Source organism: Kiloniella sp., assembly GCF_965205715.1.
GTDB lineage: Bacteria > Pseudomonadota > Alphaproteobacteria > Kiloniellales > Kiloniellaceae > Kiloniella.
This window is the reverse complement of sequence record NZ_CBDBHW010000014.1, coordinates 1,197,075-1,215,189: the sequence shown is the minus strand read 5'-3', so window position 1 is coordinate 1,215,189 and position 18,115 is coordinate 1,197,075. Positions and strand designations below refer to the sequence as shown.

The 18,115-nt window shown below is 46.6% G+C and carries 13 protein-coding genes and 1 pseudogene; 6 read left to right on the top strand and 8 right to left on the bottom strand.

The window, feature by feature from the left end; genetic code table 11:
• Positions 1-69 precede the first annotated feature (69 nt).
• The 3 genes from ACOGW3_RS22755 (at position 70) to ACOGW3_RS22745 (ending at position 5,095) form a co-directional block, all read left to right on the top strand.
• Complete coding sequence (locus ACOGW3_RS22755; RefSeq protein ID WP_419905036.1) at positions 70-1,224, top strand: MFS transporter; 1,155 nt, start codon at positions 70-72, stop codon at positions 1,222-1,224.
• Between the two features lie 1,002 nt (positions 1,225-2,226).
• On the top strand, positions 2,227-2,424 hold the full coding sequence (locus tag ACOGW3_RS22750; RefSeq protein WP_419905035.1) for a hypothetical protein: 198 nt from the start codon (positions 2,227-2,229) through the stop codon (positions 2,422-2,424).
• Positions 2,425-2,605: 181 nt separating this feature from the next.
• Positions 2,606-5,095, top strand: a complete 2,490-nt coding sequence (locus ACOGW3_RS22745; protein WP_419905034.1) for a hypothetical protein — start codon at positions 2,606-2,608, stop codon at positions 5,093-5,095.
• A 384-nt stretch (positions 5,096-5,479) separates the two neighbouring features.
• Here ACOGW3_RS22745 and ACOGW3_RS22740 read toward each other — a convergent pair whose 3' ends face one another.
• On the bottom strand, positions 5,480-6,115 hold the full coding sequence (locus ACOGW3_RS22740; protein WP_419905033.1) for a hypothetical protein: 636 nt from the start codon (positions 6,113-6,115) through the stop codon (positions 5,480-5,482).
• Between the two features lie 263 nt (positions 6,116-6,378).
• Between ACOGW3_RS22740 and ACOGW3_RS22735 the strand changes: the two genes are divergently transcribed.
• Complete coding sequence (locus ACOGW3_RS22735) at positions 6,379-7,218, top strand: EamA family transporter (protein WP_419905032.1); 840 nt, start codon at positions 6,379-6,381, stop codon at positions 7,216-7,218.
• 506 nt (positions 7,219-7,724) lie between these two features.
• On the opposite strand, the gene ACOGW3_RS22730 is transcribed toward ACOGW3_RS22735, so the two are convergent.
• Positions 7,725-8,747, bottom strand: coding sequence for an ABC transporter substrate-binding protein (locus tag ACOGW3_RS22730; RefSeq protein WP_419905031.1), 1,023 nt, complete (start codon positions 8,745-8,747; stop codon positions 7,725-7,727).
• Between the two features lie 195 nt (positions 8,748-8,942).
• Between ACOGW3_RS22730 and ACOGW3_RS22725 the strand changes: the two genes are divergently transcribed.
• Positions 8,943-10,175, top strand: coding sequence for an MFS transporter (locus ACOGW3_RS22725; protein WP_419905030.1), 1,233 nt, complete (start codon positions 8,943-8,945; stop codon positions 10,173-10,175).
• Between the two features lie 36 nt (positions 10,176-10,211).
• On the opposite strand, the gene ACOGW3_RS22720 is transcribed toward ACOGW3_RS22725, so the two are convergent.
• The 3 genes from ACOGW3_RS22720 to istA form a co-directional block, all read right to left on the bottom strand.
• A complete protein-coding gene (locus tag ACOGW3_RS22720; RefSeq protein WP_419905029.1) occupies positions 10,212-12,131 on the bottom strand; it encodes an ATP-binding protein in 1,920 nt (639 codons plus the stop codon).
• Positions 12,132-12,476: 345 nt separating this feature from the next.
• Entirely contained in the window at positions 12,477-13,289 is an 813-nt protein-coding gene (gene istB, locus ACOGW3_RS22715) for an IS21-like element helper ATPase IstB (protein ID WP_419901088.1), read from the bottom strand.
• The gene (gene istA / locus ACOGW3_RS22710) at positions 13,286-14,794 is read right to left on the bottom strand and encodes an IS21 family transposase (protein WP_419901087.1); all 1,509 of its coding nucleotides are present in this window, start codon (positions 14,792-14,794) and stop codon (positions 13,286-13,288) included. Before istA ends, istB begins: the two co-directional genes overlap by 4 nt.
• Positions 14,795-15,185: 391 nt before the next feature.
• Here istA and ACOGW3_RS22705 point away from each other — a divergent pair, with 391 nt between their 5' ends.
• Positions 15,186-15,695: a hypothetical protein gene (locus tag ACOGW3_RS22705; protein ID WP_419905028.1), complete on the top strand. Its 510-nt coding sequence runs from the start codon at positions 15,186-15,188 to the stop codon at positions 15,693-15,695.
• Between the two features lie 60 nt (positions 15,696-15,755).
• Here the strand turns inward: ACOGW3_RS22705 and ACOGW3_RS22700 are convergent, their stop codons facing one another.
• The 3 genes and pseudogenes from ACOGW3_RS22700 to tnpC all read right to left on the bottom strand — a co-directional run bounded on the left by ACOGW3_RS22700 (position 15,756) and on the right by tnpC (position 18,089).
• Positions 15,756-15,989, bottom strand: coding sequence for a hypothetical protein (locus tag ACOGW3_RS22700; RefSeq protein ID WP_419906018.1), 234 nt, complete (start codon positions 15,987-15,989; stop codon positions 15,756-15,758).
• A gap of 9 nt (positions 15,990-15,998) precedes the next feature.
• Positions 15,999-16,142, bottom strand: a pseudogene (locus tag ACOGW3_RS22695) (NINE protein); the annotation flags it as partial.
• A gap of 399 nt (positions 16,143-16,541) precedes the next feature.
• Entirely contained in the window at positions 16,542-18,089 is a 1,548-nt protein-coding gene (gene tnpC / locus ACOGW3_RS22690; protein ID WP_419901110.1) for an IS66 family transposase, read from the bottom strand.
• Positions 18,090-18,115 lie beyond the last annotated feature (26 nt).

Below are 18,115 nucleotides of genomic sequence, written 5' to 3'. Positions count from 1 at the left end.
ATCTTGAGGTGTGTCATATCAGATAAACAAAAACTCAAACTGCGCTCTCCCAGATGGGCGGTGGCGGCGATGTTTATTCTCAATGGCGCGCTTTATGGGGCGTGGGCGGCGCGCATTCCCTCACTCCAGCAGAACTTTGATCTCTCTCCGGGGGATCTCGGTCTGTTGCTTTTACTCTTGGCGGGCGGGGCGATTGCGGCTTTTCCAATCTCGGGAAGTTTGTCGGATCGGTTCGGTCCCAAGGCGGTCACTCTTGTCTGTGCGCTGATCTATTGTCCGGCGTTGGTGATGATCGGCTATAGCCCTTCCATACCTTTGCTGGCGTGCTCTATTTTTCTCTTTGGCGCGGGGCATGGGGCCATGGATGTGGCCATGAACGGTTGGGCGGCCGAGGTCGAGCGCTGGTATGGTCGATCCATCATGTCGAGCTTTCACGCGCTGTTTTCGCTCGGTGCTGGTATCGGCGCGGGCGTTGGGGCCATCGCGGCCTGGGAAGCGATCAGCTACAGCCACCAGTTCGCCTTCTTCGCTTTGCTGCTCGCGCCCCTGATTTGGTTCGCCAATGTGCCCTGGAAGAGCACCAATCCCCTTGAGCAAAGTGGAGCGGATAAACCAAAAGGACCGCGACTGGCCTTACCCCGCGGTGCTCTTTTGGTGGTAGCCTTTGTCGCCTTTTCCTGTTCGGTGGGCGAGGGTGCCATGGCCGATTGGTCCGCGGTATTTCTGAGGTCAGTCATTAACGCCAGCGAAGGCCAAGCCGCACTGGGCTTTACGGTTTTCTCCGTAACCATGGTCGCCATGCGCTTTGCCGGCGATCGCCTGATCACCCGCTTTGGCCCGGTCAACACCCTGAGGTTCTGCGGTACGGCAGCTCTGATTGGCAGCACCCTTACCGCCACAGCCACAACCCTTTCCATGACCTATCTGGGGCTTGCTCTTATGGGTGTGGGTTATTCCATCGTCTTTCCCCTGGTGTTTTCCCGCGCGGCCAACAGCAAGCAGCTCAGCCCCGGTGTAGCTATTGCCTCGGTCGCGACCTTTGGCTACGGCGGCCTTCTGCTGGGCCCGCCCATGGTCGGTTTTATTGCCGAAGTATCCTCACTGCGCTTTTCCTTCGGTCTCTTCGTCCTGCTTGCGCTGGTGGTTATCGCCGGGGCAGCAGCTTTTGGGCGTGGGGAAAGGGAGACCAGAACTAGGGAAACCCAAATGACTTCAAGTAATTGAATGCAATATTTGATAATACTGTTGGACGAGAATGCGGAGTAACGGTCTATCACGATTGGAGTATTTTGGTGCAGGAAAGACGGCGGAAATCCCTTTACATGTAGACACGTTCCTGCTGATCCCCTTGCAAAATCTTACCCGCCGACGATGCTAAGAGCGATCTTAAAATAGCATTCTTAATTTAAAATTTACAACTCCAAATCGCCAACGGCTTTAACCGCGTACGTAACATTTTTTTCAAAATGTGAGGGTGAGCGACTAGCGCCAATCATCATAAATTTTCATAAAGGCGAAGAAAATTTTTACAACAAAAAATATTAAGATAACGACAGTAATAAATATGCTGGTGATGTTCGCAACACCAAAAAATTCAAATATATAGAACACAAAATTATAAATACTACTTTGTATCGCGTTCATTAAACACCTTGTGACGTTCACGGTTTATGAATGAAGTATTTTGCAGGTGATATATTTGGACGAGTTTTGCTATTTTCAAGAAATTATTCCTAAACGTTTCATGCTTCTTACCGTCGTAATTTGTCATATCTAAATTATCGCTGTGAGAAGTGTTGGTTAAAAATCAAAGAACTTTATTATAATTCAGGATATTAAAAAAAACTGTTCTTACATTCTCAAAACCGTGAAAGTCTTATTCACTGTTTATTCACAACAGGAGCCTTCAGGGGTGTGTTTTACTGCTTGTCGATGGCATTGGGAGGCCATCTTAATGAGTAAGAGGTTTCTGAGAGCAAACAGGTAAAGCTCTATCTGAGGCATGACGTAATCGTTTCCTAACTCCTTTGCTTGCGATTAGGTTGTTGATGAATAGGGATCGTCCAAAAGGTATGGTCGCTAATTTTCAATTTACTTGTTACGGGAATACTTCAGCATCGGTTGAACGGTTCTTTGGTGTCTAAATTTTAAAAATTTAAGGCAAGTGCACAAAGAAGCGGGAACATAAGATTGATTCAAACAGGATATATTTATGGGGGATATATCTTGAAGGAAGAACTCATGGTGCTTGAACTGCACTTTCAAGAAGGTTTTGACGGCGAGGATATTGAAATTCTCGTTGGCGGTCGGGTTGTGGCACGAATGCGCCTGCGAACCCGGATGCAAACCGGACTGGCTCATATTGAAAAGCTTATGCTTTCGAATGATGAAGCCAAACGCGAAGTGCAGATTGCGATTGCATAACTTGGCCAGATAAGCTGTGTAAGGGCGGCTGATAGTGGAATTGGAATGACCGAGCCAGAGTATATCTTGATTAATATTCAAGATGGAAAGCTGGTATTTCAATCAACGCATAAAGCCCCCGGTTACCTTTGAATTCAGGACCTCCTTTTTAAAACGAACACTGTTTTAAAGGAGAAATGCAATGGCTGTTAAAACCCCTGCTTCCGGGACTAAAACACCAGATTCAACACTCAAGAAAAAATCACAAGGCAAGCAGATTGATTTGGATACCGATAATTTGGCGCATGATGTTGTCCTGCTGCACGACGAAGAACATCCGGATTATCTCGACGGGATTTACGCCGACGAAGAAGGGCAATTGGACCCGGATCTTGAAGACGCCGATCCCGACCTCGAGGCTCTGACCCCTGTACCCGGAGGTCCCTTGCCCGGCCCCTTGCCCGGTCCTTTCCCTAATCCTTTGCCAGATCCGCGACCCAGAATTCCCGGGCGTTTACCAGGTAGGGTACCAGGACGTATTCCAGGTTGGCGACCACCGTTGAATTTTTGTTCCGCGGTCAGTGGAACCTATAGTTATTCTTCGCCCTTCAGGCCCACCCCCATTCGTCCCCTTCCGCAACCCTTACCACACCGATTTCCGCTCCCGGTGCCGTCTGTACCCGCACGTCCGGCCAGACCTGCTGGACCTTTTATTCCCTTGCCTTTGATCAGTATAAAGGTCCGAGTTGATGTGGATCGTTTCTTCCCTCAAAACCGGATCTCTATTGAGGTCAATCGCCGTTTTCCCTTCTCTTCTGCACACGCCATAGCAGAGGTGACGAATGATCGCTGTCTGGGGTGGAATAAGCGCCGGGTGGAAGGCAATATTACCTACCGCGATGGCAATTCCAGTCTGATCCAGGGTGATCGGGTGATATTTGAGGCCGCACGCGGTGTTGGCTTTGGTTATGGTGACTTCAAACTCACCTTGATTACAGCAGGGGGTAGCCGTCGGAGCTACAACCTTAATTTCGACAGCCAGCATTTTGATGAGGTCGAGTTCGAGGTTGATCGGGTCTCTAACGCCGCCGCGCCAACCACGACCTATGATATCGGCTCTCACCACAACCGTCCGGCAAACCTGCCTGCAGAAAATATTTCACTGCAAACCGTTTATGAGCGCGCGGGCTTTGGGGTTTCCATGTCGCCCAATACCTCGGTTATTCCGACCTCGGGTGCGGGGGGCAATAGTACCTGGAGTGATGCCGAGATGCACAACGCCATGGTGACCTATTGGTCGCGGTTCCAGAACCGTCCGCAATGGGCGCTCTGGGTGTTGTTTGCCAAACGACATGATCAGGGCCGTGGCCTCGGGGGTGTCATGTTTGATGATATCGGTGCCAACCATCGACAGGGAACGGCGATCTTTACCGACAGCTTTATCCAAGACGCCCCCGCAGGAGATCCCAATGCGGCGGCCTGGCGTCAGCGCATGGTGTTCTGGACCGCAGTGCATGAAATGGGGCACGCCTTTAACCTTGCCCATTCCTGGCAGAAATCCTTGAGCCATAACGGTGGCGATCCCTGGATACCTCTTGCCAATAACAATGAAGCGCGGACCTTTATGAGCTACCCCTTCCGGGTTGCGGGTGGGGAAAATGCTTTCTTCTCGGATTTCCGCTTCCGCTTTATGGATGAGGAACTGACCTTTATGCGCCATGCGCCGCGCCGCTTTGTGCAGATGGGTAACGAAGACTGGTTCCATAACCACAACCTGGAACAAGACGAGCAGCATAGCCACACTACTGAGGGCAACTTTAATCTTGAGATCAGGCCAAACAGATCTGAAAACAGCTACCAGTTCCTGGAACCTGTTTCTCTTGAGCTCAAGTTGAGCAATAAAACAGATCAAGCCCTCGAAGTTGATCATGATCTCCTGGAAGACGGACGTCATATCGCCTTGTTCGTGCAACGCAAAGAAGGCAAAACCCGTAAGTGGCGGGCGCTTTCCAGTCATTGTCACGAGACTAAAGCCGAAACCCTCAATCCAGGCGATGCGATTTATGGGTCCCATCTGATCAGTGCATCCACCGATGGCTGGACCATTGATGAGCCGGGCTTCTATAACGTTCAGGCGGTTGTTGATATCGATGGGGAAATTGTCAGCTCTAACGTGCTCAAGATCTTTGTGAACCCACCCGTGTCAAAAGAGGAAAGCCGTCTCGCACCGGATTACTTCACTGAAGATGTGGGCCGCGCGCTGTCTTTTGCTGGGGCGCCTTCGTTGGATCAAGCCAACGATGTGCTGCGTGATGTAGTCGCTCGTTGTGCAAAGAACCCAGCCGCACGTCATGCGGATCTGGCCCTGAGTGCACCGATGCTGCGCGATTTCAAGGTCTTGAACGGAGCGGCGGACAAGGTTGATCTCGGCATTACGTCGATCAAAGCCAAAATCGATCAGGGTTCAAAATCCCAGATCGCGGCCTTGGTCAACGATCCGGATAACGCGGCCGATACTCTTGGCCACATCCGCTATTACGGCATGCTGGACCAACTGGCCACAGCTCTGTCGAGTGCAGGTGATGAAAGGGGCTCAAACAGGGTGCTGAAATCAGCCGTGAGTTCGATGAAAACCCGTAAGGTTCTGGGTTCTGTGATCAAAAGCGCTGAGAAGAAAATCAGTGGAAAATAACGCCTCTGGTTAACATCTAGTACGTTTGAATTTCTAAGGGGTATCTGGTTTCGATCTCAAGATACCCCTGAAAAGAGCGGCCTCCAGTCCCCCTGCATTCGATTTGGGCTGGAGGTCGCTTTTTATGGTGCAGGGTTATTTCGTAGGAGTGTTTTCCGGTGCAAAGCCAAAGTTCTTTTTTCTTGTCTCTCATTGAATTTAAAACGATGGGACTTTTATGGCTGCTTCATTTTTTTAATCCTTCATCTTCAAAGACTTGAAACGCGAGCCAAAAATCGAGGTTCCTGGGGCTTCTTAGAACCTCGATCCCATTTTTTAATTGTGGAGGGGGTCTAACCTTGATGTATTTCAGTAGTATGCGAAACTGAATTAGCCAATTAGTGTCTAAAGTGTTGGTATCCCTACCAATCCGTTGGGATCGGATTTTCTGAGTTTTTTTTGAGATTTTTCATAATTCAAAGATGTTTTCTCTCTAACATTTCCATTTTCATCAATAACTAAATCACCTACTCCGGGGAAGTTCCCTGTAAAATCCTCCCACATGTCTTTTCTTTCGGGTATTACTTTGAGTGGATCAAACCCGCCTTGGCTTAAGGCAAGACTTATAACAGAATTACTATTTGAACCCTCCATGTCGTAGTCAATTTTAGCTTTGTTGATCTTAGTGACAGTTTTAGCCATTTCTTCCCATGTGGTAAGTGCCTTATCTCCTTTGATTATTACCGCTGAATATCGATCTTCTGGAGTGTCATTATTTAATCTGTCGATAGACTCTTCTTGAGGTAATATCTCTGCGATAATATTGGAATGGAACCAGTTACTCGAAATCCCTGTTTTATGATAATTTTCATGTCTCCCAGATAATGCCCATTTTTTACCATTTTCGTCTCTGTACACGAGATATAGATGCCCTTTCTTTCTAACGTTATCGACGGGTCTTGATTCAATACTGATTTGTGGTTCGAATCTTGGTTTGGGTTTGCCGTATAGCTTTTCTGCGTGGTCGTTCGCCTGAACCATTTGGATATCCTTTTTGATGGAGAGGCCTTAAGGATTATCGGCAAAGGGTTGGGTTACAATTCATCTTGGATAAGGCGGTAATTGTAAGGCGCTTTAACAATTTCATTATAGCCTGTAATTATGCCTGAAATTAATTTTAACAATTATACTTATGTCTCGATCCGAGACATATTCTAGAGATCTTCTCTCAGAATTGGTTATTCAGCCATGGTTTCTAGAACTCAGATCATCACCGTTATCTCTTCCCAAATTGGGGGCGTTTAATGTCCCAGTTCAGCCTTGTTCTCATACTTCTGGGGGCTGCGTTGATGCATGCGGTCTGGAATGCGGTGGTCAAGTTTGATGGTAACAAGCTTTACATCTTATCGATGATTGATGGCATGGCCATGCTGGTTGGGCTGGTGTTATTGCCTTTTGCTTCTTTCCCGGAGGCCCAGGTCTGGCCTTATTTGGCGATATCAGTTGTCTTAAACATTCTCTATCGAATATTTCTGATCAAGGCATATGAGCTGGGCGAATTCAGTCGGGTTTATCCGCTGGTCAGAGGGCTTCCACCCTTAGCCGTTACCCTGCTTGCAGTTTTCTTTTTGGGGGAGGAGGTCTCAGTCCTAAACCTCCTGGGGATAGGCTTTATATCTCTGGGTATTATCTCTGTGATGGCAGTGAAGTTTGGCGGTCATCGCAGGACGATAATTTTCAGCTTGTTTTCCGGGCTTTGCATTGCCCTCTATACCCTGGCAGACGGTATGGGCATCCGCGAAAGCAAAGACCTGTTCTCTTATATCATTTGGTTTACGGTACTGGAAAATATGCCTTTTCCTTTGTACACAACCCTATTCCACCGTCCGGAGTTTAAGTCTTTTCTGAAGGCATCATATCGTCGAGGACTTATTGGCGGCTTTAATGCAGCGGCGGGGTATGGAATTGTTTTGTGGGCCATGACCTTTGCCAATCTCGGGTCGGTTTCTGCCCTTCGAGAGTCCTGTATTCTGTTCGCAACATTGATTGGCATATTTTTCTTCAAAGAAGGTTTGGGGATACAAAAAATTATCGCTTCAACCGCGATTGTATCCGGGATCTTCCTGATACAGTTTTCACTTTAACAACTTTGACATCAGGTGTTTCTCTGTTGATTGGGGCAATGAGATATTTGTTACTCTTCAAGGGTGAAGTATGAACCATCTTTAAGGCGAATGGTGCTTTTGGGGATTGGTGCGGGAACTAAGATTTCGCTTGGTAGTGGATCAAATATGGGATGATTGTAATAATTGTGAAACTTCATGTACCAAAGTGACACCGAGATTAGGAGGGTAAATGTTAAGAATAAACCCACAATATATTTACTGATATTTGCCCGATACAATTGCTCATATACGAGCTTAAATATATAACTAAAAAACGTATTCAATCTTCCCCTCACTAAGCAATTTCAAGAGCATAAAGTTTTTTGTAAATTCAAATATGGTGGTTGTTATTCTTCACTTAAAGAATTTTCTACTTTTGGTGGATGTTTTTTCGCTAATGATAAGTTAGAGATTTTTGTTTCTCATAATAACTGGGAAACACGAGCTCATTGTTTCAAATACCAAACCCAGTCTACAGACAGACTTCAAGAACTACCATCGGTCTCTGAGGTGATGAAGTGGATTGTTTGTATGATTTCAGCAGGGATCTCAACATTCAATCTATGGATTGTATCCTGGTTCATCATTATATCTGGAAGCAGGATAGAGCCGATCGGCATCTGGGCGATATTTTCGCCAGCTTGAACGCTCAATAACATGTCGCCACAGTTTTGCCCGATGGTATAAAAATCAGCAACCAAACCAATTAAAGCGCCTTCGCGGATATAATCGACGTTATTGGCGATAATTTTAAGATTGGTTTTTCGTAAAACTGCCATGGCCTTGGCTGCCTGGCTTTTTAGATAAGAATCCCCAGGAATGAGTACAGTATCGAAGTGGCGGGCATTTATGCTCAATTGGTTTAAGACCTGATCCAGAAACGCATCTTTCGGTACCACTCTGATGGGGGTTACCTGAATGCCGATTTGTTTGCCTAAGGAAATGAGTTCATCTACCTGAATAAAGGAATTTTGCTCGCGTGGATTAAACAAAACGGCGAGATGTTTTATCTGAAATATCGAGGTCGCCATTTCCACACTTTTGCGAATTGGGATGCGGCTGCTGACGCCTGTAATATTGTCACCTGACCCGTTTAAGCTGTTGACCAATTTTGATTTTACAGGGTCAAATGCGACACAAAATATTTGCGGTACTTTGTTTTTGATATTGGTTTTAACCACGTGGGAAACGGTGGTGCCGAATGTATAGATGTAATCAAAGTTATGTATCTTGAGTTCCCCGGTTCGTAAGGCTGTTGCTAAAGCCTGCCTGTCTTGACCTGCATTATAAATTGTGATCCGCGCATCCGTGCCCGTTTGTTTTAATTTGTCTCGAAATCCTCTTTCGGCGTCAGTTTCTCCGCGCCATAAGACCATTAGAATATCAATCGGTTCAGCTGAAATACTCGACGTAAATGAGCCCATCGGAATTTGAGCGAGGATCAAGCAGACACATAAACCGATAGTCTTAAGGGGTGGAGAACTGAAAAGCTTACGGAGTAGAGCCATGTCATTTATGCCCTTTCAGGGCTGATTGCTTTCATCCATGAGCCACCTATCCTAACCAAGCAGATTTAAATATTGGTGAACTTGTCGGACTCTCTATAAAGTCCAGACCAATTAAAGCTCTATATAGAATTGTACCGAGAATAGAGTTCCCAAATCTTGATCTTTAGACCCACGCATTAAGTTAGGGAAAACACCTTGAGTAAGCCACCGAGCAATATTACTGCGGCCCTATCGCAAGTTAAACAAGACACACCGATCTATCTCGTGGGGCTCGGGCATGGCGCGACCCATTGGGTGATCGCGACATTTTATTTTTTGCTGCCTTTTATGGCTCGAGATCTCGGCCTGAGTTATGTCGAAGCAGGGTTGTTTGCGTCGATCTTTTCTGTGGCGTCTTTTGGGGCCAACTTTATCAGTGGTCCGGTGGTGGATATGACCGGGCGCCGGGTGTTGTGGCAGGTGGTCTCACTTTTGATTGGGGCGGTGGCGATTTTCCTTATGGGCAATGCCAGCCTGTTTTTTGTTCTCGTCATCTGCATGGTCTTTATCGGGGCGTCCAATAATCTGTGGCACCCTGCGGCGATATCCTATCTGTCTATCCGTTATCCTGAGAGACGGGGATTTGTGCTCTCCATCCATGCGCTCGGTGCCAATCTCGGTGATGCGGTGGCCCCGGTGGTGATGGCACCAGTCTTGGCGGCGCTGAGTTGGCGCACGACCATGGAAGCTAGTGTCGTGGTGCCGCTAGTGGTTGTAGTGCTGTTGCTTTGTTTTGTCGGCAGGACAGGGCGCAAAGGGGCAAAAGTCGACGCCCACGATGCGGCCCCTTCTATTGGTTTAAAGGATTATCTCAGCGGGGTCGGTGCGTTGTTGAAAAACCGGGCCGTGATGGTGCTGTGCTGTATGTCCGGTTTTCGCAACATGGCCCAAATGGGCTTGTTGGTTTTTCTGCCGCTCTATCTGGCTAATGAGATGGAATTGCCGCCGTTTCAAATGGCGCTGGCGTTGTTTGCCTTTCAAGCTTCTGGACTTATCGCAGCGCCGTTGGCCGGGATCTGGTCGGATAAGGTTGGTCGTCGTCCCTTGATCGTTGGTGGGCTTGGCTTGACCACCGTGATGTTGCTTCTGATAACTCTGATCGACAATCCGACCGTCTTTGTCGCCGGAATTTCTGTGCTCGGATTTGGCCTCTTTGCCATCCGGCCCGTGGTCCATAGCTGGCTTATGGACATGACCCCGCCTCATATGGGCGGCACCGCAACATCAGTTCTGTTCGGGGTGCAATCCGCGATGACCGTCTTTGCCCCGATTATCGGCGGAGCGCTGGCGGATCGTTACGGATTGATCTCGGCGTTTTACTTCCTAGGCGTGGCACTGTTGATTGCCAATTTTCTGGTGCTCCTGATCCCAAAGAAAGTGAGCGGATAACCCTGCTATATCAGGACAATCCTTTATTTCCTGCCTTTAGTCTTTGGCGGGGGTAACTTTCGTATGGGAGAGGGGCAGAGTAACCGTTACTGTAGTGCCTTTTTTGATCTCACTCTCAAGCTTTAATGTGCCGTTATGTGTATTAACGAGTGTCTCCACGATAGAAAGACCTAATCCGGTGCCAACCTGGGTGGTGTGCGGATTGCAATGGAGCTGGGAAAAGGGCTGCGTGATTTCAGGCAGTTTGTCAGCCGGAATACCAATGCCGGTGTCTTTAATCCTGACGATCATCTCTTGCTCTGTCGTCATGGCCGAAACGAAAATGCTGCCCTTGCTAGGGGTGAATTTTATTGCATTGGACAGCAGGTTCAGGAAAATCTGCCGGACTGACCTGATGTCAGCTTGAATAACGGGTAAGTCTTCTGGGATATCAGCCGACAACTCGAGTTCATTTTTATGGGCTGCCTGTTCAACATTTCTAAGGCAGCCTTTGAGCAAATCTCCGATCGCGCAGGGTTCTTTGACAAATTTGCGTTTTCCGGCCTCAATAGCTGCGATATCCAGAACATCGTTCACCAGATCGAGCATGTGTTCCCCGCTGATGTGAATGTCGTTGGCGTATTCGATATAACTTTCGGAACCCAGCGGGCCGAAATACTGAGTTCGCATCACATCGCTGAAACCGAGGATGGCATTGAGCGGAGTACGGAACTCGTGGCTCATTGTCGCCAGGAACTTTGACTTGGTTTTATTGGCCTGCTCCGCTTCGTTATAGGCGGCATCGCGGGCATCCTCGGTCAGTCTTTGAGTGGTAATGTCCGATCCTGTACCGCGATAACCTGCAAAGTTACCGGCCTTGTCGAACACGGGTTTACCACTGATGCTGATTGTCAGTTTGGTGTTGTCCTGACGGGTGAGATTGTACTGGAAATCGCGAAACTGGACGTGATTATCCAGATCTTCAAAGTGTCGTAACCAGTTCTCGTCGGTGGTTTTGCCAACCGCAACTTCTTGTCGGGTCTTGCCAATATAAATCGATGGCTCGAAACCAGTAATTTGTTTGTTGCGTTCTGAAAAATAGGTAAAACGCAGATCTTTATCCATCTCCCATAACCAATCCGAAGTGGATGCGGCAAAATCCCTAAAGCGGATTTCGCTTTTCTTCAGCGCTTTTTCTATCTGTTCGCGCTCATTGATCTCTTCTTTGAGATCAGCTGTCCGCTCCTTAACCCTTTGCTCCAATTCGTTGTGGGACTTGCTCAACGCCGCTTCGGCTTCGATGCGTTTAGCAATACTTTGTGTCAGGGCGCCCCGCCATTGAATGACCGATCTGTAAACGGCGATCCAGGTTATAACCGTCATGCCGATAAGCAATAATACGAGGCCGATTGATACGGTGTTCTGGTATCGTTGATCCAGGATGTGTTGGTCGATAATATGATTAAGAAGGTTTAATAGGTTGGCCATTCCCTTGGCATAAACGGATTTTTGCTGGGTGTAGGTCTCGCTGGAAAGAAGGCTTTGTGCCTCCTGCATGCGTCCTTGTTCAAGCAACTGAAACGATTGTCGCTCCATGGTGACAAGCTTGGCATTGGCAACATCGGTGGCCTGCACGGCTTCAACCATGGTGTTGCTTTGCGAGAGGTTGATAACTTGTTTAATCGCATCGTCAAGCAGAGGCTCATAGTGCAAATAGCGTTCTATCCAGGATTTGTCACCTGTGGCTGCCGCCATTCTTGCAGACATGGTCAGGACTTCATCGTAGTGAAGTATTTCGCCGTGCAGATGCTCCAGGGTGAGAAACTTGCTCTTGGTCAGCTCTGCAAAACGAGAAGCATCAAAAATAACCCAGGCCATCCAGGAGATCATCAAAATTGATAGGGCAATTGCACAGCCGACAATTTTTGCCGGAAAGGATGGCGAATAGGATAGGGGATCAGAATTATTTTTGCTCAATCAATTGCTCTCTCTGCATCCCTGTAAACTCAAGTGGGGCATCTCATCAAAAGAGTTCTTCCTAGACCTTACTCGATTATAGCAATTATGTAAGGTCAAAACTGCGAGCAACCTGGCGATAGTTCATGAATAAATTCATGGGTTTAGTGTGGGGAGTTCTGTTCCTCTTATCGTTGTGAAAATATCGTTTTTTATGTAAGCACTTGTTTGTGATAATCAGGTTCCAACGCCCTAATTTATGTCCTCGTGGCAAGGTGTCGGTCTTCAGTGTAGAGCGTCAACCACTTTGTCCGGTTGCGTCAACCACCTTGGCCGCTTTTGATGCGGCTGTGATCTGACGTTTATTTACGATGCTTCAGGCATATTTTTCACCTTTTTGTTTGTGGTTTTCCGCAACATTTTTTTGAGATTTTGGGCGGCTTCCCATTGTCTGTAGCTGTCGATATTCATCTCAAGAATGGTTGAGTGGTGAACAAGACGATCGATTGCTGCAACGGTCATGGCCTTATCTTGAAAAATATTGTCCCATCCGCTAAAAGGTTGATTGGCAGCAATTGCAATACTTCGGTACTCATATCGTCTGGCGATCAATTCAAAGAGCACGGATGTTTCAGATATATCCCTTTGTGCATAGGTAATATCATCGAGAATGATGAGATCAAATTTATCGAGTTTTGCGAGGGCGTTTTCGAGCATAAGTTCACGTCTGGCAGCCTGGAGTTTTTGCACCAGATCACTGGTTTGCGTATAGAGCACACGGTATCCAGCCTCTATAAGAGCATAACCTACGGCGCATAGGAGATGAGTTTTTCCTCCCCCTGAATTTCCAATGGCAATCAGATTTGCTCTTGCGTCAATCCAGTCACCGGCAGACAAGGCTTCGACCTGCGCCTTTTTCACGTTAGGCAGCCGCTTGAAGTTAAAAGTGGCCAGAGTTTTTCCGCCCAGCAGGTTTGATGCGTTGAGATGGCGTTGAATGCGTCGCGTGTCCCTTTCGGCCAATTCATATTCGGCCAAAACGGCAAGGAACCTGGCTGCTGACCAGCCCTCCTTGTCGGATTGGATTGCGATATCTTGCCAGTGTTTGTGAAAGCTGGGTAATCGTAAGTCAGTTAGCATAAGAGGCAGCTTGTGCTGATCCACTTCAATGTTTGTCATGCCCGATCCTCCAACAGAGTATCAAAGACTGATAATGAAGGTTGAACCACGGGAATATCAGGAGGTAAATCCGTGTTCTTTTTTGTGATATTCAGCTTAAGTTTTTTTGCGCAAGGTAGCCTTCCTGCATTGATTTCTCTCGAAATCAGGTGCGCGACTTCGGCCTCACAAGCCTCTTCGTGCGCAAGGAAAAGTATCCCAACCATCTGACGACACGCATCTCTGCGGGACAACTTTTTCTGAAACAATGTCCAGGCCAGGGAGTACTCGGTTCTTGGAAAAATACTGTCACGATAAATAGAATTGGCGAGTGCCTGAGGTTTACGTTTGAGAGCATGAATGACGTGATGATAATTGATAACATGAATGCGGGGGCCTTTGCCGTGCCCCCGCTCACGAGAATGGCTGACGACATGAGTGCTGCCTAGATAGGCTTCTATCCGGTTATCGTAAATATGGACACGCAAGCGTTGACCAATTAGGCGAGAAGGGGCGCTATAAAAAACCTGCTTAACTAAAAAACCACTTGTTTTGGTAACTCTCGACACGACTTCAGTGTAATCTGTTGTTCGCCGAGGAGGTAACGCCTTGAGAGATTTCAACTCTGTTTGGATATCTTGGTCACGATGTTTGTTCCGTCTAGCAATCAGCTCGTCCAAAAATCGCCGATACTCATCCAAAGTGTCAAAGTCATTACTGCCACGCAAAATCAGGGCCTGCTTTATCGCAGTCTTAAGGTGACCGTGGTGAGATTCAATGGCACCGTTCTCGTGTGATTCCCCTCTGTTATTTCGACTGGCCTCCATACCGTAGTGCTCAACAAAAGCAGAATAACGTTTGGTAATGTCCTCCTTTTCCTCAACGCTCAAATTCCGAAAGGCCGCAGACAGGCTGTCGGTCCGGTGGTTTTCAGGAGCGCCCCCCAAGGACCAAAGCGCATTTTGTAAGTTCTCCGCAAGGGCTGTAAAACTCTCACCGCCAAGTACGACCCCAACATGTTCCCATCGGCTATATACCAGAACAAAATGATAGAGCCGATGCACCAAAGGATCTCCTGCAATGGTAATACTTAAGTCGGCTGCATCCGTGAAATCTGATTGGCCCATGTAACCCGGCTCAGGTGTTTGCCTGAAAATGATATCCTTTTCAGGGCCATTCAGAGCCCGCCATCCCCGAACTCGGCGCTCTAACGTGCGCTTGACACGGTCATCGGGAAAACGGAGCGGATAGAGGCTCTGTATGTGGCGCAACAAAGTAATGGGTTTGACCGAGTTGTCTTTATCCAAAATGGGAAGGATGTCCTTATCCCAGATATCTTCAAGCGGATCAGAAACTGTTCGCCCTCGCTTTATATTGCGTTGTGACGGTAAAGTCGCATCAACGTCAAATCGGCGGGCCGTGCGTTCGCTAAACCCTGCGCGGGCAGCGGCGGTTCGTTGACCATGAGTTTTTCTATCTGTCATGTAAAGTCTCAGTTGTTCATCTGTGATAAATTTATACGGCAAACAGGTTCCTCCAATTACATCTAGAGGTTCCTAATTTATCAACTCACAGCAGCTTGTAACTAACACCAAATTAAGCCTTGGCCGGTGGATCTGATTATCAAACGGGCACGCCCTTTTTAATGATCAGATCCACCGGCCAAGGTGGTTGTCGCAACCGGCCAAGGTTATTGTCGCTGAACACTTCAGAGTAACTCAATATAATGAGGATGAGGTAAAGAAGACGAACTTCGCGACGTTTGAGGATGGAGCTGTATGATGTATTTTGATTGAGAGTCAGCAGATATGGTAACCGCATCTCGGACCATGAGCCGGGAAGTTAGGGTTGATAGATAATCATATTTAAGTTAATTGGGGCTGTATTGTAAATTTCATGTATTGGTTGTGTCTATAAATGTCCGATAATTCATCAAAAACCGTACGCCTACTCCTTTGCATTATCACAGTATTGCTTCTTGTTAACTTGGTTGGAACGGGTTGGATTGCTACTAAGGTTGTGAATCAAAATAGTGTCACTATAGATGCAAGTGAAACCCTTCCTGAAATATTCAATGATAAAGTTATTTCAGGCCTATACGATAATTTTGAAGAGGCAATTAACTCAGAAAATTATCAAGGTCTTTATAATAGTTTTGACCCTTTCATTAAACCTCAATTAGATTTCAATGATTTAATTCAACTGGGAGCAAAGTTTCGATCTTCTTTTGGATCTCTTTCAGAAGGCGCTTATAGTCATTATGAGTATTTGGGCAGTGAAAAAGGAAGAGATTGGTACAATATTATATATATTGCGAAATCTTCAGGCGGCAAGCTTGCTACTCCATCAGTTGAAGTGACAATTGGGGTTATTACTCTAGGAGAAACCTATGGAATTTCAAAGTATAATATTAAGGGAAATTTTTAAAATAGCATTGTTTTCAGGGGGCGTTCGCATTTGCACCTAATCGAACTCTTCAAGCTATTGTTAATCAAAACCTACTTTACGATGGTCAGTTAAATTTTTTATCCAGAAGAAGTCATGAATTAGAAGTAAAATACCAACCCAAAAACCAATTATCCATGAATTCACAAAAAAATAGCTAAAGGTACGAGAATAGCTTGAAAACACACCTTCATAATGGGTGAAGGAATTGATAATATCTTGAACGTCAAAAAGAGAGTAAATTGCATTCATCATTACTGGCTGCTGAATGCTCATCAGATAGAACAAAAAATTAATAATAAATATGGTGATGAACAAAAAATATCCGCTTTTCTTATATCCCAAGTACCATCGGTGCCCACCGAAGATGCCAGTGAACAGCCAGAGAAGGTAGGCTAAGGGGAGGGATTTATTGGGGGAATTCGTCATGCTCATGTGTTATAAAAAAAACTTCGTACTTAAGAGGTCAAAAGATTCGTCATCGATTTTGTGAATAGTATATTTGTTATCAGTGAAGCGCCAACTTTTGCGCATTTCAAATTTATGACCATGATCAGTCTCTAAGGCTGCTTTGATTTCAGAAAGCCGTACTTTTCGCTCCGAATATGTCAACATTTTACCTCCTCCGAAATCAAAGTACTCAGAGGTATAAGCGTCTTTCTTACGGACATACAGTTTCTTATCTCTCTTATATGAATGATATAAAACAATCCAAAGCAATTCATAGAGAACAAAGAAAACGGTGAGTACTAATAGTGTGAAACGAGCAGTTAGGTCGAGGTTTTTTAAAATTATATCCATTTAGTGTGAGCGTGACGTTAACCGCACCTATTTTTGCATGATGTAAGGTGTTACGTTGTTTCTGTTGACGTTCCAGGGCAGCAGAGCTTCAAAGTCTTCGACGGTTTTTGCTTTAGGTAATTGGGTAAAAATGTGTCGAAGATATGAATATGGCTCGATCCCGTTAGCCTTGGCGGTCTCGACGATAGAGTAAAGATTTGCACTGGCCTTGGCACCATTTTGGGATTTTGAGAACAGCCAATTTTTCCTTCCTATTACAAACGGCTTAATTACGCGCTCCATTTCATTGTTATCAATTGGCAAGCGGCCATCATCAAGGTAGCGAATGAGCCGAGGCCACTGCTTATCAATGTAGTGCAAAGCCTTGCCAAGTAACGATGTCGGCGGCACCGACGATTTGACCTTGGTAATCCACTCTCTCAAGTCTTTAAGGATTGGTTTGGCCTTTTCCTTGCGTAATAGCCGACGTTCGTTATCGCTCATGTTTTTTGCGAGCTTTTCAATGCGGTACAAAGCTCTGATGGCCTCCATGGCATGATCGGCAAGGCCGGGTTTTCGCCTTTTGGACTTCTTCCGTGCCTTGATGACATCATTGAACTTACGCCGGGCGTGAGCCATGCATCCGACGCCGATGATTGTGCTGTCGGATGTCACATTCAGATAGACCTGATATCCATCACTAACAAGATACCCAGTGTAACCTTCCAACAATCGCCTTGCCACATCCTCCGCCCTGGAGGGATCGTAGTGGAACAGGATCACTGGCTGGTCCGGAGGGCCTCCTTTTTGCCCCCACATGTAGGATTTGCTTTGAGGTTTTTTCCCAGGTTCTTTCAAGACCTGAACGCCAGTCTCATCCATGGCAATGATATCGTAGTTTAGGAGATGGTCGGTAAACAGATTAATCAGGGGCTGAACAAGATCACCACATTTGATCACCCACCGCGAGAGTAATGTACGGTTAAACTCCACACCGGAGCGGTTCAGAACAGGTACCATACGATAGAGAGGCAGGCCATCCACATACTTTCCCGTTACCACATAAGCAAGAAGTCCAGCAGAAGCGATGCTTTTGGGGATGGGCTGTGGTGGCAAGGGCGCGATTGTTACGCCTTCTTCGCATGATTTACAGGCGTATTTGAAACGCACATGCTGAAGAACCTGCATTTTAGCCGGAATTATATCCAATTGTTCGGTGACTTCTTCCCCAATTCTGGCCATAAGACCACATCCGCAAGCGCAAATCTTTTCTTCTTCGGGGATATCGTGTTCAATCCGCACACGGGGCAAGTCTTTTGACAAAGAGCGGCGTCCACCCCTTTTACGGGTATGAGCTGGAACTTTGATCTCTTTATCATCGTCTTCTGCCCCTGTGTCGTCCTCAGCCGCTTCCTCTGCTTCATCAAACAAGAGACCTTGCTCTTGCGGGGATGTCTTCTCACTGGAAGCGGCAAACTGCTGATGACGCAATAATCTGTTTTGCTCTTCAAGAATATCAATACGCGCATGAAGACCACCTATTAAAATACGTGATTCTTCAAGGCTTTCAGGGAAAGAAATGGGCGCTTTTGACATAGCCGAAGTATACCAAATTTATACTC

What these genes read in the sequence shown, in the direction of transcription:
- ACOGW3_RS22700 (WP_419906018.1), bottom strand. Translation starts at nt 15,989, where the DNA reads ATGAGCATTCAGCAGCCAGTAATGATGAATGCAATTTACTCTCTTTTT.
- ACOGW3_RS22730 (WP_419905031.1), bottom strand. Translation starts at nt 8,747, where the DNA reads ATGGCTCTACTCCGTAAGCTTTTCAGTTCTCCACCCCTTAAGACTATC.
- tnpC (WP_419901110.1), bottom strand. Translation starts at nt 18,089, where the DNA reads ATGTCAAAAGCGCCCATTTCTTTCCCTGAAAGCCTTGAAGAATCACGT.
- ACOGW3_RS22705 (WP_419905028.1), top strand. Translation starts at nt 15,186, where the DNA reads ATGTCCGATAATTCATCAAAAACCGTACGCCTACTCCTTTGCATTATC.
- istB (WP_419901088.1), bottom strand. Translation starts at nt 13,289, where the DNA reads ATGACAAACATTGAAGTGGATCAGCACAAGCTGCCTCTTATGCTAACT.
- ACOGW3_RS22745 (WP_419905034.1), top strand. Translation starts at nt 2,606, where the DNA reads ATGGCTGTTAAAACCCCTGCTTCCGGGACTAAAACACCAGATTCAACA.
- ACOGW3_RS22740 (WP_419905033.1), bottom strand. Translation starts at nt 6,115, where the DNA reads ATGGTTCAGGCGAACGACCACGCAGAAAAGCTATACGGCAAACCCAAA.
- ACOGW3_RS22735 (WP_419905032.1), top strand. Translation starts at nt 6,379, where the DNA reads ATGTCCCAGTTCAGCCTTGTTCTCATACTTCTGGGGGCTGCGTTGATG.
- ACOGW3_RS22755 (WP_419905036.1), top strand. Translation starts at nt 70, where the DNA reads ATGTTTATTCTCAATGGCGCGCTTTATGGGGCGTGGGCGGCGCGCATT.